Consider the following 22,350-nt stretch of genomic DNA (forward strand, 5'->3'; position numbering starts at 1 on the left):
TATGCCATTATATCTTGTTGAGCGTACTTCAACAAGTTAATACACACGAAATAATGGGAATAACTGCGGTGATTATCCATCTCCGCTTGAAGTTTGGCCACAGTTTTTTCTCTCATAAATCTCTCAGCAGTAACTAACGTTACCTCTATTATCTCCATATATAACAGACAAGAAGCACCCCATGAAGGAATGCTTCCGCCCTAAGTCAGTCCTAATTTCAGTTCATCTTACCCGGTCCATTAAGCGTGAAATTGTCGACCATCCAAGACTTCAGGAACATAGCCTGCACGAATGACAAAGTCACCGAAATGTTCACCTTCATTGCGCTCTCTGGCATATTGGTTCACCATTGGTGCCAACGTGTCCAGAATCTCGGTTTCGCCAATGTTTTCTTTGTAAAGTTTATTCAGGCGATGTCCAGTGAAGCTGCCACCGAGATACATGTTGTATTTCCCAGGTGCTTTACCGATAAATGAAATCTCCGCCAGCATCGGTCTTGCACATCCGTTCGGGCAGCCCGTCATGCGAATGACAATCTCTTCGTCTCTCAGCCCGGCTTCGTCCAGTACTGGCTCCAGTTTGTCGATCAGAGACGGCAAATAACGTTCTGACTCAGCCATCGCAAGGCCGCAGGTTGGAAGCGCAACACAAGCCATCGAACTTCTGCGCAGCGCAGAGTAATGTGCCCCATCCGTCAGATTGTATTGCTGAATCAGCGCTTCAATCTTTTTCTTCTTCTGGCTGCTAATGTTACCGATGATCAGATTTTGATTGGCAGTCAGACGGAAATCACCCGTATGCACTTTGGCAATCTCACGTAAACCCGTCATGAGAGGATATCCATCCACATCCTTGACACGACCATTCTGAATGAACAGCGTGTAGTGCCATCTACCATTATTGCCTTTTACCCAACCATATCGATCTCCGTTTGACTCAAAATGATATGGACGTGCCGCATCCAGTTTCCATCCCAGACGGCTGGTCAGCTCTTCGACAAACCATTCCACACCGCGATCATCCAGCGTATATTTGAAACGAGCATGTTTACGAACTGCACGATCTCCATAATCACGCTGAATCATAACTGTTTTCTCTGCAACATCAATCATTTGCTCCGGAGTACAGAAACCAATGACTTTGGACACCTGAGGATAGGTTTTGGCATCACCATGAGACATGCCCATCCCGCCGCCAACGGAAACGTTGAATCCTTGCAGCTTCCCGTTCTCCACAATAGCAATAAAGCCAAGATCCTGTGAATAAACATCCACATCATTGGATGGTGGTACAGCAATACCGATCTTGAACTTACGAGGCAAATACACTTTGCCATAGATTGGTTCAACTTCTTCGTCAGAGTCCTGCGAATCAATCACTTTCTCGCCGTCCAGCCACAGCTCATGATAAGCCCGCGTGCGAGGGTCCAAATGATTACTTACTTGACATGCCCACTCATACACTTCAGCATGCACATCGGATTGATTCGGATTCGGGTTACACATCACGTTACGGTTTACGTCACCGCACGCAGCCAGTGTGCTTAGCAACGAATCGTTCACTTCACGAATGGTGTTCTTAAGATCCCACTTCAGTACACCATGCAGTTGGAAAGACTGACGTGTGGTCAGACGAATGGTCTGATTCGCATATTTATGTGCCACTCTGTCCATCATCAACCACTGCTCCGGGGTTACAATTCCACCGGAAGCACGTACACGCAGCATAAATTGATATGCTGGCTCCAGCTTGGATTTGTGACGCTCATTACGCAGGTCACGATCATCCTGCATATAACTGCCGTGGTGTTTCATCAGACGATTGTCGTCCTCTGGAATTGCACCCGTGATGCGATCAGCCAACGTTTCGGTCAGGCTTCCACGCAAGTAATCACTTTTGATCTTTATATCTTCCACATCGCTATTCGTGCGCTGTGGGTTAAGTAAGTTATTATAAACCATGCTGCTTTCTCCTCTCGTCTCTGCGGGATGGTGCAATCCGGCTAAGCCGGTAATAATTAATAGACGTCCCGCTGATAACGTTTCTCCTGCTGCAACCGTGTCAGATATTCCGATGCCTGCTCAGGTGATAATCCACCTTCTTGTTCAAGAATCGTGGTGAGCGCAGCATGCACATCATGTGCCATTTTTTTCTCATCACCACAGATATATACACTCGCACCTTCCTGAAGCCACTGGTACAATTCTTTGCTGTGTTCCAACATACGATGTTGTACATACACCTTCTGTTCCGTATCACGTGAGAAGGCTACATCCATCTTCGTGAGCACACCATCTTTGAGCCAACGCTGCCATTCCGTCTGGTACAAGAAGTCGGTGGAGAAATGTTGATCTCCGTAGAACAGCCATGTCTTGCCTTCTGCGCCTGTTTCTTCACGCTCACCAAGGAAGGATCTGAACGGTGCTACGCCTGTACCTGGGCCAACCATAATGATCGGCGTATCCGGGTTCTCAGGAAGCTTGAAATTCGGGTTATGCTGTATATATACAGGCAGGGTGTCGCCAGCTTCGATTCGTTCAGCCAGATGTACCGAGCATACACCGTAACGTTCTCTGCCACGCGCTTCATAACGTACCGTACGAACGGTAAGATGAACTTCATCCGGGAAAGATTTCGAACTACTCGCTATCGAATACAGACGTGCCGGAATTTTGCGAAGTACAGCTACAAATTCTGCAGCAGGAATACCTTTCAGATCATAATCATGAACCAGATCCAGCAGATCACAGCTATTCATGACTGTGCGGAATTCGGAATCATCTGCGAGTAACGCAGTCAAGCCACTCCCCGGATTCAGTTTCGCAAGTTGTTCCACGACCGGTTTCGTTACCGCTGTAATCTCAAAATAACGCAGCAACGCTTCGTACACAGATGCCTGATCCCCGTTTTTATTCACGGTCACGCGCTCATCTGCATTCCATCCCATGGCTGCAATCAATTCATCGACAAGACGCGGGTGATTCTCAGGGAATACCCCAAGGCTGTCACCAGGCTCGTAATCTAGGCTGGAGCCTTCCAAGGACAATTCAATATGGCGTGTTTCACGGTCCGATCCTCTGCCATTCAGATTGAGATTCTCCAATACTTCAGCCTTGAACGGATTCGTGCGATCATATTCGGATTGCCCGCCGCTCAACGCAGCTGTAACAGCCTCAGTAGTTACCGTGCTCGCAGCAGCAGATGTGCTACTTAAGGAAGCCAGCACTTCATTCATCCACTCCGCAGCCGGTTCATCAAAATCAACATCACAGTCTACACGCGGTACAAGTGCTGTACCACCCAACTCCTGCAATCGTGTATCGAAGTCCTTACCTGTCTGACAAAAGAACTCATAAGAGGTATCTCCAAGAGCCAACACCGAGTAGCGAAGCCCTTCGAGCTTCGGAGCCCGTTTGCTGTTCAGGAATTCATGCAGGGGAATCGCATTATCCGGCGGTTCTCCCTCGCCATGCGTACTGACGATGATGAGGAGATTTTCAATTTTCTTGAGTCCGTTCGGTTTGAAATCTCCCATCGATGACAACGTTACCTGAAGACCTTGCTCTTCAAGTTTCTTGGCCAGCTTCTTCGATAGGCCGCTGGAATTCCCGGTTTGTGAACCGAAGAGCACGGTAACTTCGCGGGATACTGGCGTAGCACTTTCAGGTGCGACACCTGTAGTTGGTGCAGCCTGTACCAGGTTCGCTGGAACCGCTATTGTTGCGCTTGCCTGAATTGCTGCAATATATCCGCTCAACCAAGTCCGTTGTCCATCGGTCAATGTAGGAATAAGACGATTAAGCAGTTCAACTTGTTCTTGATTAAAAGGGCTATTTGTCACTTGAAGTTCCACTGTTTGCCACCTCGCGCATTGCTTCGATTTTAATTCCGACTAAAATTATCATATTAATTTAATTTCTTCTCTTTAAAACCTAACACACCGGGTGTTGAGGGTCAATTTCAATGATTTTATAGCATTTATCAGTTTCACTGATAAAGGACAAAAAACAACAAATACCCTCCTTTTGAGATCAAGGAAGGTTTTGATTTATTTTTCATTGGACGGTCAGCTCAAGTTGAAGTTGAAAGTGGAATATAGTCCCTAAAATGATCTCCCAGCACGCTGCTTTTATCTCCGTATACTCTGTCCAAATGATTTTCTCCCCACATACATATGCGATCAATGATGTCCTGTAGTGTCAGGCCATATTCGGTCAGCTCATACTCTACCTTGGGCGGAATCTCAGGATGAATAATTCGATGGATGATTTCATTCTTTTCCAAATCACGAAGCTGCTGGGTAAGGACCTTCTGGGTAATGCCAGGAATGGCCCTGCGAAGTTCACTGGTTCGTTTTTTACCTGATATCAGTTGATGCAGGATAAGAATCCTCCATTTTCCACCGACCAGTTCCAGCATCGCCTGCACACCACTCTCATATTTTTTCATTTCTTGTTCCACTTGTACTCCCCCATAATTCACATATATGTATATCCATTATTAAAAGTAACCGAAGAACCTCAAGGTTTCTACAGCACTCGAAGGTGCGTACTTCTCAATAAGATGTCATGAAACTTATAATAACATTGGTCAGAATGTTTAACCAAAAAAAAGAAAAAAGGATGGTTACTCCTACATGAAAGTTAAACTGGTCGTTACTCACCCAAGACAGGATTCCCTAACATTTGCCGTAATGAATCGTTTTATAGAAGGTATGCAGGAGAATTCCCATGAAATTGATATCCTCGATCTCTATCATGACGGATTCGATCCATTATATGGTGTAGAAGATGAGCGAGACTGGCAAAATCCCGATAAACAGCATGCCCCTGTAATTCGCAAAGAGCTGGATCGTGTGCTTGCGGCTGATGCCATTGTATTTGTTTTCCCGATCTGGTGGTATAACGTTCCCTCCATGCTCAAAGCTTATCTGGACAAGGTATGGAATATGGGGCTGTTCAACAAGGCAAACTCCAAAAAAGCACTGTGGATTGCACTAGCCGGGGGAACGGAGGCTTCATTCCATAAATACGACTATTACAACATGATTTCCAATTATCTGAATAACGGGATCGCGGGTTATGCAAGAATGCAGGAATCCCGAGTCGAATTTCTCTATGAAACGATTTCAGAATCCAAAGAACATATCGAAGGTTTGCTGGAACAAGCCTATCAAATTGGTAAACACTACAATTAATAGTTCTTCACTGATAGTACAACTAACAACTGCAAAAGGATAGGAAGTAACTCGTTCGTTGAGTAACCAACTCTCCCCATGGCAGGCGCATAATCAAGAAGGCTTACTCCAACCTGGTCCCAGGTCAAAGTAAGCCTTCTTTTTCATACACTACGATTCTGGTGTAACCTTACTTATTCCATACCAATTTGCTCATCATCGCATATAGCAGCGCAGCCGATTCAGCTCGTGTCGCTTCATCAAGTGGTTTCACCTCACCGTTGTACCCATGAGCGATGCCCAGATCCACAAGTAAGGCCACACTATCCTGGGCATAAGAGCGAATCTCGGAAGCATCGCGGAAACGAGTCAGTTTATCCGTTGCAGCTGTCTCGGCGTCAACCAGACCAGCGGCTGCAAGTGCTCTAACTGTCAACGTCATCATCTCCTGACGAGTGATCGTGGACTCTGGCAGGAAGCGCCCGTCACCAGTACCACTGGTGATACCTAGTGAACGCGCAGCTGTAACTGCTTCGTAGTATGGAGCCTTTTCGTTTACATCCGTAAACGCATTCCCGGAAGAAGCATTCAAGCCGAGCGCAGTCATCAACCATTGCATGTATTGACCGCGAGTCATCTCCTGTTTTGGATGCAACCGGGTGGAATCCCCACTTGCTTCGGCATCAATCACACCTCGGACTGCCAATGCCTCCATCGCTTTCTTGGACCACTGCACTTCTGCAAGATCTGCGAATGCCTGCTCCACAGACACAACAGCATAATTTCCTGTGAGTGACGTTACGGAAAATACAAGCTGCCCGCTGTTTGGATCGTAGTAACTTTGCGGCAATGGACTTGCCACACCGTTCTCGCCAATGACAAATGCAACAATCCGATCCTGCTGAACATTTTGAGAAGATGGGAAAGGCAGATGAAGTTTGAATCCGCTTTGCAATGGCCATGGTTGACCATCCAGTTGAAGCTCAAGCTGGACTCCATATTGCGTGCCAAGCTGATCTGCCACTGTTTTTGGTAACTCTGTTCTGACCAATCGGATGGATGCCATTCCATCACCAACGATGTCCTTCGTTAACAGTGACGCGGGAAGTTCCAACATGCCCAGCTCTGTAACCATGTTGAACACGTGGGACTCACCCTGATCTATCAACGCAGAGGCAGGCAGAGATACTTCATATGCTGTTGCTCCCGAAACCGGCTTCAACCGAAGTTCGACCAAGCGCTTACCCACATCTGTTACAGGGGCAACTTCGAAAGCATCTTTGATCGTTGAAGCATCCACGTTGGACTGCACTACACCTTTCTGGTCAGGCTGTGCCTGCAACTCCAGAACAGAACGGTCTTTCTCCGGTTTAGGTTGTGGTGCAGCATTTCCTGCACCTGGGCTAACACCTTCTGATTGTCCGCCATTGTTGCTTGAACCTGAACTACTTCCTGAATTTCCACCGGAATTGCCGCCCGGGTTGCTACCCGAACCAGGGTCCGATCCTCCTGGGGAAGAAACAGATGCAGGCACCTTCACCGTCAAAGGTACAGTCAGGGCTCTTGTGTCGTCAGAAATTCGAGTGATTTCCAACTCCAGTATTACTGTTGTTTCCTTAGAAGGTGGGACAATCGTTCCATCCGTCTGAATGACGGACGGTAACGAACTTGAAGCGATCTTCACTGTGAAACCTTGCGGCACGGATGGCAACTTCATTTTTTTCGCACCTACTGAAGGTTGTTCCAGTGCTGTAATGCCTGTAGCTACATCGGCAGCAGTCTGCTGAGCCGTATGCACCTGGTATGCGGAAGATACACCTCTCACCGATTGCCCTGTCGCATCCAAAGCTTCCACTTTGTAATAATATTCCGTGCCAGGGTTCAGTTCACTGTCCGTGTACTCCCGTCCATTGCCGCTATAGACCACCTTGTACTCACCTTGCTCACGATCTGAGCGGTAGAGCTTGTAGCTTGCTGCTCCAAGATGAGCATCCCAATGAAGCGTTGCACTCGTTGAATTCACCGCATCCGCATTGAGACCAGCACTGTCATTAACAGGTGGCATAGCATCTGGCTGAACGATCATTATCCAACTAATCATCGGGTCCTGTGATGCCGTATTGCGCACGGTTAACTCCAGTTTGTTGTCCGACACAATGATGCCTTTGTGTGCTCTAACACTGGCAGGCGTAAACGCAACAGCCCCGGTATTCGTGCCATTGATGATGAAATTGGCTCTGCGCGATGCATTCGTCCACGGATCGTTGAATCCCGCGTACACATCATATGTTCCATTCGGTACATCAAATCTGTAGGTTAAGTCTGTGCCTTTTGGAGAATTGCTGACATTGCCCCCGTTTAGATAACGTACGGTCGAGAAAATATCTCCGCCATTCGAGCCGGATGACAGTGCGTCTGCGCTGGTGTATCCCCAATTGCGACCCTCTGCCGGAGCGTACATCTGGTCTGCCGTTCCCGGGTTGGCCAGTGTTCCTTTCATATACGCACCCATAAGATTGTAATCAGTCGTTTCGTACCCTCCGCTGTTCACAAAATATAGGGCATTCTCTGGAATGACGTTTACACGAACCGCCTGCTTTTTGTTGTTATATTCTGGTGTCGTTACCTGTAATGTGAGTGGTCCTGGCTTAGCAAAATCTTCTGCCGTCATGGCCCGGTTATCAATCGTCCACACTGCTGGCGTTGACACCAGTTCACCACCGTCGCGAACGTTCAATGTCGTTGGAAGAGATGGTACTTTGCCAAGCGCCACAGCTTCCGGCAACGGATCAGCGATATCCACCTTGCCCATCGAATTCAGCAGATCCGGTGTCCAACTGTTATACCACTTGATCGCAATGTCGGAGCCTATTCCAAACTCAATGGGCAAGAACACGTATTTTGCAGCATCATTCGAGAAATTGCCACCGTTCCACGTATCCCCAACGTAAATGAATTTGCCTTTTTCCGGATCTACCGGAATGACGGATGTGGTCTGTGTGCCGAAAGCCTTACCTGGATCAGGATCACTCGGCAACGTGCGCACGAACGGATTGGTCTGCGTTGACCACGGGCCAAAAATGTTATCCGCCACCGTCACTTTGTTTTCGTTAGGGGCCCATCCGGAAGCTCCGGAAGTCAAAATATAATATTTCCCCTGATACTTAAACATCGCTGGTGCTTCGCGTTGCCCTCCAGGGAATACACGCACGTAATCTACGCCATATTCAGCCTGATAGGTCGAGTCACGAACCGGATTACCTTTGTCATCCGTTCGTCCTTCCTTATGCCACCCAGTTACGTCACTGTAGTCTTCATTCAGTTTGGAGATATAGAGTGTCAGGTTTTCTTCGCTCGAGTAGATCAGATAACCGGTACCATCATCATCCTTGAACAACGTCATGTCACGTGCCATGCCCTTATCGCTTGGGAAGTAATCTTTCTCCCCTTCCGGAGCTCTGTCCATCCGGTAACTCTTCTGATACACAAAAGGCCCTGTTGGAGAGTCACTGATCGCATAACCGGCCCGCGCCTTACCGTAGTTCGCATTATCGTTATACGGGTCCTTGTCACCGTCCATGTGAGCCCACATCACGTATTTCTTTGTTTTGTCGTTGTAGATGACCTTCGGTCGTTCAATGATCCGTCCTTTGCGAATATCTGCCCAGATATCCACGCGGTCCTCACGTCCCGCATACAATTTGGAAATTAACGGGTCATGGTCAAAATCATCCATGGATTGAAGTGTCGATAGAGCCATGCCCTCATCTGTCCAGTTCATCAGATCCTTGGAGGAATACACACGCACCCCAACAGCTGGCCAGCCGCCCTTATGATATTCACCATACCAGTAATAGGTCTCCGTCTGTTCATCGTAGAAAAAGCCAGCCCCATGCGCATCAATCGGTTGACCGTCCAGACCTGGCCACAATTGCCCTGGTGTAATGCTTGTGCGAACTGTGGCAACACCCAACGGTGCGGATGCTGGAGAAGTTACGCCGTCCACGGTCGCCTGGATGATGTAAAAATATCCTGTGCCCATCGTCAGACCACTATCGTTAAACGTACTTTCATTCCCACTATAGACCTGCTGATACGTACCCGCAGCACTGGTAGACCTGGAGAGCGTATACGTTACATCAGATCCAGTAAGAGCATTCCACCCCAGAGAGATGGATGTATCCGTAACAGCTGTTGCAGCAAAATCTGTAGGAGAGTCAATGGAGTACGTCATGGCTTCTGCAACAGTGAATGCTGACTCCCCAGCTGCATTGAAGGCTGTTACACGATAGTTGTAGCTGGTGCCAGGCTCGAGTTCCTGATCTGTATAAGTGAGCCCCTTCCCTTCATAGATCTGCTCGTATTGCTCACTGCCAGCTTCGGCCCGAACCACGCGGTAACCCGTTGACTTGTCCACGGCCGACCATGATAACCTCACGCTCGTTGCGTTGAGTGCTTCAGCCTTCAATTCGCTCGGAGCCTGAGGGGCGGTCGCTGAAGTTCGTACTTCCAACGGCGAGGACCACAAGGACTCAGTCAGACCTCCGTATTCATAGGCGAGTTTGTAATAGTAGACCGTATCCCCGCTTAATCCTTCATCTGTGTGTCCCAAAGTTCCGGTGTTGGTTACCAGGGAATAGCCCCCTTCAGGCGTGTTGGAACGATACAGGCGATAGCCTGATGCACCCACGAGTTCAGACCATTGCAGGGAAACCGAAGACGCCGTCTGCTCGGCAATAGAGAGCTGAATATCGTTCTCCGGCGGTCGATCGGCAATGATCACGTCATCTGCATGTACCGATTGCCACTTATTCCGAATGCCCACGGTACCTGAACCGTATGTAGGATCGACCAGATCGAATATCAACCGATCGGAGCCGTTTTCGGCGATATACCCTCGAATGGTTGTACCTGATAACACAACTTTGAGGGTATACCATGTATTCTTGGCAAATGCATAGTCCACCGTTTTCAAAGTGGTATCTGATCCATTCACCCTTTTTGAGAAAACGAGCTTATTATTGGGAACCTGCATTTGAAAATAGTAAAAGTTGCTCTTATCCTGAAACCGCGGCAATATTCCCGGATATCCTTGACCGTTCCCCGTGTAAAAGCGCATGGACACGGTCATGTCCGACATGGATTCTCCAGTAGAGATGATGCCTTCATTGGTATCGCTCTGGAAAAGTGTGAAGTTCGACGCATCTGTCGGGTCCGTGATCACTTCCCAGTTGCCTGAACTTACGTTCCAAGCAGGTGATTCCGTGTAATCCCCATCCGAAAAATCGTCCTGCAGCAACGTGGCGGGTATACTCCCCAGATCGGCATACGCTTTACTTGGTAGCATCAACGGTCCGGAAGACAGCGCAAGTGTTGCAGATAACATGAATATCATGGGTTTCCTGAGTTTATCCAATGTTCATTCTCTCCTTTGGCGTGAAAGATGAAAGCATGGTTCTTAAAGACGCGATGTTGTTGCTCAGCCTATCCTCTGGAACCGGCGGTCAGTACAAAAGCAGGGTCCACCTCCTTATTTTAATGAAACCGGTTTCATTGAAGAGTAAAAAAAGACCCGTCTTCCCTTCTAAGTGCAAAATGGTACCCATACGGAATACCGTGTCTTCTTCGCCCCTATGCAGTGAAACAGGTTACTAACATATAAATGTAATCGCTTTCTTGAATTATATTATTGCCTTATTCAAGCTGTCAACTGTGAATTGGGCACCAACATTTTTCGTTAAAACCAAGCAAAAAGGGCGCGAGTTCTGCCTGTTTTGCAAGCAAAATTCGCGCCTTTTCTCACCGTTCGAGCTTGTTCGCAAGCTCTCTCGTATTATCAGTGCGTGACTTTTGAACAACCTTTATTTAGAATACTTTGGTTGTCCATGACTCACAGTTCCACGTCTCTGTAACTACATCACGGTAGAATTCCGGTTCGTGGGAAATCAGAAGAATACTGCCTTTGTAAGCCTTGAGCGCACGTTTCAACTCTTCCTTGGCATCAACGTCCAGATGGTTCGTCGGCTCATCGAGTACAAGCAGGTTGGTTTCGTTATTGATCAACTTACAGAGACGCACTTTGGCTTTCTCGCCACCACTGAGTACAGCTACCTTGCTCTCAATGTGTTTTGTTGTCAAACCACATTTTGCAAGTGCAGCACGCACTTCGAATTGGGTATATGAAGGGAACTCCTGCCAGATCTCTTCAATACACGTATTGTAGTTGGCATCCTTCATCTCTTGTTGGAAGTAACCAATCTCCAGATGTTCACCGCGTTGAACGGTTCCTTCCAGCGCCTGAATTTCACCCAGAATACTGCGCATCAAGGTTGTTTTACCGATTCCGTTTGCACCAACGAGGGCGATCTTCTGTCCCCGTTCCATACGCAGATCCAGTGGTCTGGACAACGGTTCGTTATAACCAATCACAAGACCTTTGGTTTCGAAAATGAGCTTGCCAGACGTTCTTGCATCACGGAAGTTGAACTGTGGTTTCGGTTTTTCCTTGGCAATCTCGATAACTTCCATCTTGTCGAGTTTCTTCTGTCTGGACATTGCCATGTTACGGGTTGCCACACTTGCTTTGTTCCGGGCTACAAAGTCCTTGAGGTCAGCAATTTCTTGTTGTTGGCGCTTGTAAGCCGACTCCAGCTGCTGTTTTCTCATCTCATGCACTTCCTGGAAGTGATCATAATCGCCCACATAACGGGTCAGATCCTGATTCTCCATGTGGTAGATCAAGTTGATAACACTGTTCAGGAACGGAATATCGTGTGAGATCAGAATAAAAGCATTCTCATATTCCTGCAAATAGCGTTTCAGCCATTCGATATGCAATTCATCCAGATAGTTCGTAGGCTCATCAAGGAGCAGAATATCCGGTTTTTCCAGCAGCAGCTTGGCAAGCAGTACTTTGGTACGCTGTCCACCACTAAGGTCATTGACGTCTTTATCCAGACCGATATCCGTCAGACCCAGACCACGTGCGGTTTCATCCACCTTGGCATCGATCATGTAGAAATCCTGGTTAGTCAGTGTATCCTGGATCGTGCCCACGTCTTCAAGAAGTTGTTCAAGCTCCTCGGGAGTTACATCGCCCATTTTGCCATACATATCATTCATTTCCTGTTCCATGTCGAACAAATACTGGAACGCGCCGCGAAGCACGTCACGGATGGATTGGCCTTTGTTCAATACAGCATGCTGGTCCAAATAACCAACACGCATCCGTTTGGACCACTCCACTTTGCCTTCATCCGGCTGAAGTTTTCCTGTAATAATGTTCATGAAGGTGGATTTACCTTCACCATTAGCCCCGATCAGACCAATATGTTCGCCCTTCAACAGGCGGAATGAAACGTCGTTAAAGATAGCACGGTCACCAAAACCGTGACTTAATTTTTCTACATTTAATATGCTCATTCATGACACCTTTTCTATATAGACTTAATTCTTTGTATATTATAAGCGTTATATCCTGCACAACTCAACGCCCTATTCAAAAATATTGCACCTTTTTGTCTGAAATTTGCCTTATATGAAAGTATGGGTTAAAATTTTGCCTTAACGAATTATTACTATATAGAACGGAGCTCTTCAAAGAGCATCAGGTGAAAAATATGATTGAAGTGAAACAATCCAAGTTGGGTGATGGTGGTGAGTTTAACCGCGGGGTCTTTGCTACCGTTGATATTGCGAAAGGAACGCTGATCCATCAGGCACCCGTCGTGCCTTACCCGAATGAAGATCATGAGCATGTCGAAAAAACGATTTTGGAAGATTACGTATTCGAATATGGGGCGAATCATACCGCCATTCTGCTCGGCTACGGCAGTCTGATCAACCACTCTTATGAACCTAACGCTACCTATGATATCAATTTTGATAACCACACCTTTGACTTCTACGCGTATACAGACATCAAGGCTGGCGAAGAAATCGTCATCAATTACAACGGTGAGGAAGACAGTATGGACCCGTTATGGTTCCTGGACGATTACGAGGAGCGTATGCTGGAGTTCAATAAGTCCAATGATGATGAGGGTGAAAAAGAGACCAACCCCCAATCCCAGGATACGGATACGAGTAAATAAACGTTAAACTCAAAAGTTCTGTCGTTGTAAATGCGAAAAAACTTGCGCCCCCGGTGAATTGTAAAATGAACACCTGGAATACTCTTCAGGGTGCAAAGTTTAAGCACGAAAATAAGCAAGCTCTCCGTGAACGGAAGACTTGCTTATTTGTGTTGTATTTCTTGGTAAGCGAGATATACTTGCTCAAATATCATTGTTTAGCGTGCATCTTAACTTGTTTTAATCCGTTATTGGAGGATCTGTGTGCAGATCAGCATCGGGTGGCGTGGATCTCCATTTGGTAAAGGCTACCTCGAACCCTGCACGCTTCGGTGAACACAGAAATGGGCCTGCGTGTTTATTCGTCGGATAGGCGAACCGTGCAACGCGAATCGTACGCCAAGGATGCTCATCTGTACGAGCCCGAATGACAACAGCCTCATTACTGTACGAGGCTCTGATCGTCACAATTCGTCCACCCCACTCAGGTACAGGAGATAGGGACCAATCCGAATATGTATCCGTCACGACAGCTCCAACATGAGCAACACCGTCATTAACCTCAACTCCGGCCTTGATCCATTGATCTTCTCCGTGCCATAACATCAACCCCGCCTGATCATATAATTCGGTGAATGAACTTAGATCAAAAGATACCTCAATCGCTTCCGTTCCGTCCCATGGAGCAAGTATGGCGTGTCCATCCCGATGACAGAACCCATAGAATGTTTCCTCCCAGAAGTCACTGCCTTCCCGAGCTTCCACAACGAAACGATCCCCATCCATCCTTGCGGCAACGGGTTCCTTCGTCCACTTGCCTTCAAGAAGTCCTACAAAATCCGATGACATCGTTATTTTCATCCTTCCGTCCCAAGGGGCTTTTATCATCATTTCTACACTAGAGAACCCAGGTCCGATGCAGCAGTAGGATATGCAAAATTCATGGTGTTTAACTGATCGATAGTCAGATCGAACTGAATAGCCATTGCAAAAAGGTTGATCAATTCTTCTGTCTTGCCCCCGAGCACATGCGCACCCAGAATGCGACCGGTTGATTTGTCGATCACCACTTTGGCCATGGCAAATTTTTCATGAGTTCTCTTGTAAGTATACCATTTCGACATATCATTTACCTGCACCTCATAGCCCTCTTTTTTGGCTTGTTCCGTGCTCATCCCTACAGAACCAAGTGCTGGGACAGTAAACACAATGGAAGGCATCACTTTATAATTGGGTTTGTGTTGATTTCCCTCCAACAAATTGAACGATACTGCCCGGGATTCCTGACCTGCTAACGGGGTCAAAGGCAACCCTTTTGTATCGGTTACATCGCCAGCAGCATACACTCTCGGATTACTTTCGCTTTGCAAATACTCGTTCACCGTAATACCCTTTTTGCTGTAGCTGACGTTGCCTTTCTCCAATTCCAGCCCATCCACATTGGGAATACGCCCGGCTCCATGAACGACAAGTCCGCACTGCCACTGGTGATCTGCACCATTGCGTGTGCCATGAACGATATAGGCGTTCCCCTCTTGCCGTACATACTTCACCTCTGCGTTCAAATGAACATGAATGCCGATCTCTTTCGATTTTTGCATTAAAGATTCAACCAGTTCCGCATCAAATGATTTCAGCGGCTGTTCACTCCGATGCAGGATATGGACTTCCGTCCCGGCTCTGGCCGCAATATGCGCAAATTCAAATGCAATGTATCCACCGCCTATCAGCACTAATCGATCAGGCAGCTGTTCCAGATCCAGAAAGTCATCACTATATACGAGATGCTCTGAACCCTCCATTTGAATTGGCGCAGGCCGTGCACCAGTAGCAATCAGAATGTGTTTGCCATGAAGCACTTCTTCTCCAACTTGAATATGGTCTTCATCGACGAATGAAGCTTTACCATGGAACGTATCCATTCCTTCTTGTTTGAATTTATCCTCACTTGCTCTAGGTATGCTCTCGGTAAAGGTACGTTTAAAGGCCATAAGCTCAGACCAGTTGATAGTCGCCCGTCCCTGAATTCCTTTCCCTTGCATCCGCTCATTCCAGTCAATCAGCTCCGCGGCTCCGGCCAGCACTTTCTTGGGATCACAGCCGCGCAGTGCACAGGTTCCGCCGAACTCACGTTCATCAATTACAGCGATTTTCCAGCCAGCTTCAGCGCAACGGGTAATAACAGAACTTGCCGCGCTTCCTGTTCCAATTGCAATCAAGTCATAAGTTTCTTGTGTCATCATGGTTCCTCCTCATGCTTTTGATACATCTATTGCAGGGATGCCTGAAGTTACAGCAATCCAGCCTGTTTAAGGTACTCTGCTGCAACCTGTTCAGGATTCGCTCCCTCTACGTTCACGTCATAGTTCATCTGACGCATCTCATCGTCCGTAATTTTGCCAGCAAGCTGATTCAGCACCTCAACCAGTTGTGGATATTGATCTGCCGTTTCTTGACGAAGCATCGGCGCACCTTGATACGGCGGGAACAATTCCTGATCATCTTCCAGCACGACGAGTTCATATTGTCTCAACTCACTATCGGTGGAGTAAGCATCTACGAGATTGATATCGCCTCGTTGAACAGCTCCATAGCGAAGCTTCGGTTCCATGGTTGCAACGTTCGGGAATTCAATTCCATATTTCTTCTGAATACCAAGGTAACCGTCTTCCCGATCCGAGAATTCCAGCGTGAAACCTGCCTTCATTTGCTGTTCTACCGGTTTGAGATCCGAAATGGTCTTGAGATTGTATTGATCTGCAATGCTCTGTGGAACAGCCAACGTATACGTATTGTTGTAATCCATAGGGTTCAGCAGCACCATGTTGAACTGGCTCAGCATTCCATCTCTTGCCTGTTCGTACACCTCGGTCCGATCGGTGCTGACTGCTGTTTCCTTCATGAATTCGGAGATCGCTGTCCCGGTAAATTCGGGATAGATGTCAATATCACCCGACTTGAGTGCATTGAAAAGGAATGGCGTTTTTCCTAATCCGGGTTTTAGTTCAACGGTCAGGTCTGTGTCTTTTTCAATCAACAATTTGTACATGTTAATCAGAATCTCCGGTTCCGCCCCCAATTTCCCGGAAATGACGAGATCCTTCTGTCCACCACGTGCCACGAAGGGAATGGTAATCACAAGTATCGCGATCAGAGCTAGCGAACCCAAGGTAACCAATGTTTTCTTGAAGGATAACCGCTGGAACTGACGCAATAGTACATCAAACAAAATAGCCAACAAGGCTGCCGGGATGGCTCCAAGGATGATCAGTGCGGTATCATTCCGATCAATACCCAGCAAGATTAATGCACCCAAGCCTCCTGCGCCGATCAAGGCTGCAAGTGTCGCCGTTCCTACAATCAGGACCATAGCCGTCCGAATTCCGGCCATAATGACAGGCATCGCCAGTGGCAGTTCCACTTTGATTAGACGTTGCCGACTATTCATGCCCATTGCATTCGCCGCTTCGACCATGGAAGGATCAACTTCGGATATGCCTGTGTACGTATTGCGGAGTACAGGAAGCAGCGCATACACCACCAATGCGATAATTGCAGGAAGTGTTCCTATACCAAACAATGGGATGAGTAATCCGAGAAGCGCCAGGGATGGTATAGTCTGCAACACAGCCGTAACCCCAATAATGGGTTCAGCGACTCTTGGTTTGCGTGTAAGGTATATACCAAGCGGAATAGCGATAAGGACAGCGAAGAACAATGCGATAAATGAGATCTGAATATGTTCCAGGAGAGCAGACAATAATTGGCCTTTACGCTCGCTGAACACCTCCGTGAATCTACTCATGTCCCTCACCTCGTTCCTGTAACTGTTCAGACCAGTATTTCATCAGATCTGCCCGATTGATCTCACCAATAATCTGTCGGTTGCGTTCCACTAACAAATGGTCGTGAGAACTCATAATCTCAACCAACTCCGGTAAGGTAGTTGATACGGGAACGGCAGTTTTAGCTGACTTTGGCACATGACCCGGTGAGAGTGGTGACATGATGGATCCAAGATCAAAAACAGATTGTGAACTCGTATCGGTGTTAGGACCTCCAACAAATTCACGTACGAAATCATTAGCTGGCTGTCGGATCAGTTCTTCCGGGGTGCCTACCTGCAGAACCTGTCCATCCTTCATAATGCAGATGCGATCACCCAGCTTCATCGCTTCCTGAATATCATGGGTGACAAACACAATTGTTTTTTTCATCTGGCGCTGGATATCCAGAATATCGTCCTGCAATTTCTCACGGCTCATCGGATCGAGTGCACTGAATGGTTCATCCATCAATACAATCTCGGGATCGGCAGCGAGTGCACGCAACACTCCAATTCGCTGCTGCTGTCCACCAGATAGTTCGGCAGGTTTGCGCTCACTGTACGTATCTCCATGCAATCCAACCATGTCCAGTAGCGTATGTACGCGCTGCTTGATCTGATCTGACTTCCATTTTCGCAGCTCAGGAACTACCGCAATATTTTCGGCAATCGTCATATGCGGGAATAGTGCAATCTGTTGCAGCACATATCCGATATTCCAGCGCAATTCGTGAATGTTGTATTCATCAATTGAGCGTTCATTAATGAGCACTGCTCCATCTGTTCGCTCAATCAGGCGATTGATCATTTTGAGCATGGTGGTTTTGCCACATCCACTCGGACCAATCATGACAAACAATTCTCCCTTGTTAATGTTGAGGTTAACCTGACGCAAAGCCGTAGTTCCATCAGGATATTGTTTTGATACATTTTCGAACTGAATCATCCGCTCTCTTCGCCCCTTTATCAAACCTTTATCAAACATTCATTCTCATCTATTTCCCCAAAAGTGTGTTCGTATAATCACTGCTGTCCGTCGTGCCTGTGGTTATGCATAGATCCATATTTCAATCAACGATGTCAACATGCTGGTAGACAGGCAAAAAGACGGGCACTAGGCACCGTCTTCTCTTTAATTACAATATGTTTCTTCCATTAATTCCATACTGCCATATGATTTTGAACAAATTGCTCCATTGAGATTGGGCCATTCCCCGTCAATCTCAGCACGGTATCCGTTACTTGATCTTCGCGGCCTTCTTCACGGATGGCAATATCCAACCCTGCCAGAGCTGTTGCATAGTCTTCAGGCATCCCGGCTTGAATCATGCTGTTCCTCAGTTCATCGTCGGACAAAGATTCATGCTGGATGGACTGACCCAGTAAACGACTAATGATGTTGGAAACCTGCCCATAGAACAACGTCTCCGGCCCTGTAATCATATGCTCTGTATTATGAGGAATAACATCTGTAAGTGCTCGGAAGGCAACAGTTGCAATATCATCTGCGCTGACAAAACCGATTTTCCCGTCACCCGTAGCACTGTAGATTTTACCGAGTTGCTTCATCGTCTCCCGATGCGGTCCCTCCGTAAAATTCTCCATAAAATAAGATGGTTGGAGAACAGCCCACTCGGGAGCATGCGCTTTTAAATACTGATGTACTTTGCCAAATATGGGACCATTCTCGTCGATCGAAGCACTGCCGAGCAAGACAAATCGCTTAACGCCGCTCCACAATGCTTCCTTGATGAACGTAATCATGACGTCTTCTGGATTCATGTCCATGACTGGCACGACAAGGTACACCTGGTTCACATTTTTCAATGCCTGAGCATACGTATCGGAATCGTACCAATCGAAATAGACATAGTTATCACCAGAACCAGAAAGAGATGCTTTAGTTCTTCCTGCCAAGCGCACCGGATATTGTTGCTTTTGAAGTATAGCCGCAACACGGCTTCCTGTTTTTCCATTAGCCCCTGTAATCAGTGTCACCGGTTTATCATTATTCATGTTTACTTCCTCCTAAGTCCGATTCAATTACGATCATCGGATTCCAATAGTCTTTATAATGTGTAATTTTTCCATTCTTGTGGCTCACCACAGAAATGTAGGTTTGGTTGTATGGCTTGCCTGTAACTAATGAGCGCCCTGTACAAGTAAATTCAGCCACAAACTGTTGTTTCGTGGAATCGGCCAAGATTACCGGTTCAGAAAACTGCTGGATTTCGATCATCCCCAACAGATTATGAACATGATTCGCAAGTTCGGCTTTGCCTTCCAGTTTCTGAGGATATCCTGCTGGTGCATATGGGAATTCGAAGATAGCCTCAGATGTATATAGGTTCAACCACTGTTCCAGTTTTCCTTCCAGTAACAATTGAGTAAATCCGTGCATGATCTGATGCGGTATACTATCTGCTTCCAACTGCTGAAATTGTGTCATCCTTACTTCCTCCTTCAGTTTTGTTTGGCGAACTTTTTCCAGACCAATCAGTCTATAAAAGTTAAAAAATAAACGCCTTACGCGTTCATTTTCAAAAAAAAAATTTATGAAGGTTCATGCTCAAATCATGTGAATCGTTAATCCATAGCCCTTAGAGTCATTTGTACAAAATCTCGCAGCGCTTCTACACTTGCACCGCTCTTCGCCGTAAAGGTCAATGAGAGTCGGGAATAATTCAGATAACGGGCAAGCCCAGGCAATTCTTCCTCTGCGTGCTTAAATTCACCATTCCTCTGGCCTCGTAACAGCGCAGTATGAAAAACATCTTCCATTTGTTGATTAGTGGTTTGAATAAAGGCTGCGATTTCGTGATTTTGTGGTGCCTGTTCCACCGCGCTATTAATGATAAAACATTCATTACGACGTTCATCGTCTGTGAGCACGTTAATCACTTCGTTGAACAACTCTGCCATGCCTTGCCTCACACTTGTGCACTCGTTTAATAGTCTGATGCCCGCTTCTGTCTTCTGCTGAATATAGAATTTAAGCGCAGAGACAAATAAATCATGTTTCGTTCCATATGTGTCATACAGGCTTTGCCGCGCAATGCCAAGTTCACTCAGCAGTAAGCTCAAAGATGTACCTTCATAACCATACGCTCCAAATACGGACGTTGCTTTTCTTAGAACAGTTTCCGTGTCAAATTCCTTGGCTCTTCCCAATTTCAGACCTCACCTCCCTGTTCATTAAATAAAGAATACCTTTTCCAGACTGATCAGTCAAGAAAATAAATGCTTTGATTTTTCACAAAGTGGTATAATGAGAATAGAAGCTGAATGAGCTCTTTTACCACTTATAACCACGACCACATATAAAGGAGTGTACCCATATGTATATTGAAATTACAGACCTGGCTGCAAAACGATTGACAGAAAGCTTGAATGATCAACCTGGATACTTCAAAGTAATCTATGATCTGGAAGGTTGCGGATGTAACGGAGTTATCGCGATTATCATTGTCGATGAACTCGCGGCTCTTGATGCTCAGATTGAAACCAATCTGGTTCCGTTCTATGTTGATCCGAAACAGCAACTGAACCTGGAACAACACATGAAGCTGGATACAGAAGAAAATTATCCTTCCTTCAAATTAAGCAGTGACTCCGGCGTGCTCAGCGGTAATGTTCGTGTGCGCGATACCCGTGCCGTAACTGTGGGAAGCTCCGGTGGATCTGACGCTTGCATGTTGTAACCCACTCGCCAGCATAATTGCAGTAATCTAGATTATCTCTTCACAACAAAAGCCGTTGCATCTACTAATGCAACGGCTTTTAATGTTCTTTTCTTTATATACCTCTTATCAGAGTTGCAAAAAAGACTCTATAAAAGATAGATAAACTAAACATTTACACGAAACGGAGAGGACAGAAAAAACCTGAAGAAGCGTAGCGCTCGCCTTTATCCCCGGATTTTCACCATTATAAATTGGTCAAACAATCAGGGGATAACAGCGATCGGAAGGTTGTTCTGTCATCAAAGTGGCAGGGTAAATACCCTCTAGTTAGATTTTATAGCAAACTTTGTTTACAACTCGGAAACAATTGGAGAACCTATGGATATAATCCTCTAGTATACTCGGTATATAGATTCATATATTCCGAGGAGGAACACACATCATGAAACCTTTTACTCGTAAATCCATCATATCTACAATTCTCATAGGCTCTGTTGTCGCAGGTTCTGCTTTTACTACGTTTCCCATCACTTCAAACCTGAATCCCGTCGCGTCTGCTGCTAGCTCCAGCTTCACTCAATTTCTGCATGATAATGCACCTGGTCGTACGATCAAAACCATCAAAAATGTGGCAACCGTGACCAATGTGTCCAGTACAGTTGTGCTTGTCAATAAAAAGAGAAATCTGCCTTCGACTTACGCACCACAAGATTTGGTTGTACCTAATATTCCTTTTAGCTTCTCAGGCTCAAGTCCGAAGAAACAGATGCGTAAAGTGGCTGCAACCGCTATTGAAAAATTATTTGCTGCTGCCAAAAAAGACGGCATTGATATCAAAGCCGTGTCTGGTTATCGCTCTTATGCGACTCAGAAATCAATCTTTGACCGGAATGCCAGCATCAAAGGTGAAGCTGTTGCCAATAAAACAAGTGCTCGTCCAGGACAAAGCGAACATCAAACGGGTCTTGCAATGGATATCTCCAGCGCATCCGCCGGTTATGATCTTCAGCAAAGCTTCGGCAACACCAAAGAAGGCAAATGGCTAAAAGCCAATGCCCACAAATACGGATTCATCATTCGTTATGGCAAAGATCAAGAGAAATTAACGGGTTATTCCTATGAGCCATGGCATGTACGTTATGTCGGAGTCTATATTGCTGGTGAAATTACCAATCAGAAACTTACACTGGAGCAATATTTGGAACGAGCCAAATAAGGTAGATATCTACCTTATCTCTAGTCAGCTATTTGATTAGATAAAAGAAGGATGAATATAGATATCAAGGCTGAAATTGAAGATGGGGCCGCAAACGCCCCTCTTCTGCTTCAATCTTTTTCATTTTGAACACATCATCACGTCCCAACGATTCTCCTAAAGACCAGTGGCAATCTCTTCAGACTTTCAGTTCCAGCCCAAGAGCCTGCGCCAGCAAGTAGCGCATTATGACACAAATACAGTGCGACATTGTACACGATTGAACCCAAAATAATCTCCATAACGACAAAACGTTTTAACGTCGAAGATTGGATCACATATACCCGAAATTCATGCGGGTTATGCCCTCCCTTAAATCTTGTGATGAGAGCTTTCAT

Annotated in this window: 17 protein-coding genes; 4 read left to right on the top strand and 13 right to left on the bottom strand. The window is 46.4% G+C overall.

Annotated elements, in window-relative coordinates; genetic code table 11:
• Positions 1-239 precede the first annotated feature (239 nt).
• From cysI to ACX9NY_RS10360, 3 genes are all read right to left on the bottom strand, one after another.
• Entirely contained in the window at positions 240-1,961 is a 1,722-nt protein-coding gene (gene cysI, locus ACX9NY_RS10350) for an assimilatory sulfite reductase (NADPH) hemoprotein subunit (protein ID WP_339260826.1), read from the bottom strand.
• Positions 1,962-2,017: 56 nt separating this feature from the next.
• Positions 2,018-3,853, bottom strand: a complete 1,836-nt coding sequence (locus tag ACX9NY_RS10355; protein ID WP_339260824.1) for an assimilatory sulfite reductase (NADPH) flavoprotein subunit — start codon at positions 3,851-3,853, stop codon at positions 2,018-2,020.
• Between the two features lie 218 nt (positions 3,854-4,071).
• The gene (locus ACX9NY_RS10360) at positions 4,072-4,461 is read right to left on the bottom strand and encodes a winged helix-turn-helix transcriptional regulator (protein ID WP_339242202.1); all 390 of its coding nucleotides are present in this window, start codon (positions 4,459-4,461) and stop codon (positions 4,072-4,074) included.
• 175 nt (positions 4,462-4,636) lie between these two features.
• Here ACX9NY_RS10360 and ACX9NY_RS10365 point away from each other — a divergent pair, with 175 nt between their 5' ends.
• On the top strand, positions 4,637-5,197 hold the full coding sequence (locus tag ACX9NY_RS10365; protein ID WP_472478514.1) for an NAD(P)H oxidoreductase: 561 nt from the start codon (positions 4,637-4,639) through the stop codon (positions 5,195-5,197).
• Positions 5,198-5,366: 169 nt separating this feature from the next.
• On the opposite strand, the gene ACX9NY_RS10370 is transcribed toward ACX9NY_RS10365, so the two are convergent.
• Together ACX9NY_RS10370 and ACX9NY_RS10375 are read right to left on the bottom strand one after the other, a co-directional pair.
• Entirely contained in the window at positions 5,367-10,592 is a 5,226-nt protein-coding gene (locus tag ACX9NY_RS10370) for a fibronectin type III domain-containing protein (protein WP_472478516.1), read from the bottom strand.
• 449 nt (positions 10,593-11,041) lie between these two features.
• Positions 11,042-12,598 (bottom strand): ABC-F family ATP-binding cassette domain-containing protein, encoded by a 1,557-nt coding sequence (locus ACX9NY_RS10375; RefSeq protein ID WP_253434780.1) that lies wholly within the window; start codon positions 12,596-12,598, stop codon positions 11,042-11,044.
• A 197-nt stretch (positions 12,599-12,795) separates the two neighbouring features.
• On the opposite strand from ACX9NY_RS10375, the gene ACX9NY_RS10380 reads away from it, so the two are divergent.
• Positions 12,796-13,269: an SET domain-containing protein gene (locus ACX9NY_RS10380; RefSeq protein WP_339242197.1), complete on the top strand. Its 474-nt coding sequence runs from the start codon at positions 12,796-12,798 to the stop codon at positions 13,267-13,269.
• A 219-nt stretch (positions 13,270-13,488) separates the two neighbouring features.
• Here ACX9NY_RS10380 and ACX9NY_RS10385 read toward each other — a convergent pair whose 3' ends face one another.
• The 7 genes from ACX9NY_RS10385 to ACX9NY_RS10415 form a co-directional block, all read right to left on the bottom strand.
• Positions 13,489-14,097: a DUF1349 domain-containing protein gene (locus tag ACX9NY_RS10385; RefSeq protein WP_342572803.1), complete on the bottom strand. Its 609-nt coding sequence runs from the start codon at positions 14,095-14,097 to the stop codon at positions 13,489-13,491.
• A 44-nt stretch (positions 14,098-14,141) separates the two neighbouring features.
• Positions 14,142-15,488: a dihydrolipoyl dehydrogenase family protein gene (locus ACX9NY_RS10390; RefSeq protein ID WP_472479263.1), complete on the bottom strand. Its 1,347-nt coding sequence runs from the start codon at positions 15,486-15,488 to the stop codon at positions 14,142-14,144.
• A 50-nt stretch (positions 15,489-15,538) separates the two neighbouring features.
• Positions 15,539-17,053 carry an osmoprotectant update ABC transporter permease/substrate-binding subunit OpuFB gene (gene opuFB, locus ACX9NY_RS10395; RefSeq protein ID WP_472478518.1) on the bottom strand — a complete coding sequence of 505 codons (1,515 nt, stop codon included), beginning with the start codon at positions 17,051-17,053 and terminating at the stop codon, positions 15,539-15,541.
• Positions 17,046-18,020: an ABC transporter ATP-binding protein gene (locus ACX9NY_RS10400; RefSeq protein WP_339260819.1), complete on the bottom strand. Its 975-nt coding sequence runs from the start codon at positions 18,018-18,020 to the stop codon at positions 17,046-17,048. The genes opuFB and ACX9NY_RS10400 overlap by 8 nt, the downstream gene beginning before the upstream one ends.
• Positions 18,021-18,229: 209 nt before the next feature.
• On the bottom strand, positions 18,230-19,090 hold the full coding sequence (locus tag ACX9NY_RS10405) for an ergot alkaloid biosynthesis protein (RefSeq protein ID WP_472478520.1): 861 nt from the start codon (positions 19,088-19,090) through the stop codon (positions 18,230-18,232).
• On the bottom strand, positions 19,083-19,523 hold the full coding sequence (locus ACX9NY_RS10410; protein ID WP_339260817.1) for a nuclear transport factor 2 family protein: 441 nt from the start codon (positions 19,521-19,523) through the stop codon (positions 19,083-19,085). Before ACX9NY_RS10410 ends, ACX9NY_RS10405 begins: the two co-directional genes overlap by 8 nt.
• Positions 19,524-19,660: 137 nt before the next feature.
• Entirely contained in the window at positions 19,661-20,245 is a 585-nt protein-coding gene (locus ACX9NY_RS10415) for a TetR/AcrR family transcriptional regulator (RefSeq protein WP_339260816.1), read from the bottom strand.
• A gap of 167 nt (positions 20,246-20,412) precedes the next feature.
• Between ACX9NY_RS10415 and ACX9NY_RS10420 the strand changes: the two genes are divergently transcribed.
• Together ACX9NY_RS10420 and ACX9NY_RS10425 are read left to right on the top strand one after the other, a co-directional pair.
• The gene (locus ACX9NY_RS10420) at positions 20,413-20,775 is read left to right on the top strand and encodes an iron-sulfur cluster biosynthesis family protein (protein WP_339242182.1); all 363 of its coding nucleotides are present in this window, start codon (positions 20,413-20,415) and stop codon (positions 20,773-20,775) included.
• Positions 20,776-21,199: 424 nt separating this feature from the next.
• Positions 21,200-21,973, top strand: a complete 774-nt coding sequence (locus ACX9NY_RS10425) for a M15 family metallopeptidase (RefSeq protein WP_339242180.1) — start codon at positions 21,200-21,202, stop codon at positions 21,971-21,973.
• A 137-nt stretch (positions 21,974-22,110) separates the two neighbouring features.
• Here the strand turns inward: ACX9NY_RS10425 and ACX9NY_RS10430 are convergent, their stop codons facing one another.
• Positions 22,111-22,350, bottom strand: a complete 240-nt coding sequence (locus ACX9NY_RS10430; protein WP_342572797.1) for a hypothetical protein — start codon at positions 22,348-22,350, stop codon at positions 22,111-22,113.

It is taken from the genome of Paenibacillus sp. CB74 (assembly GCF_055687625.1).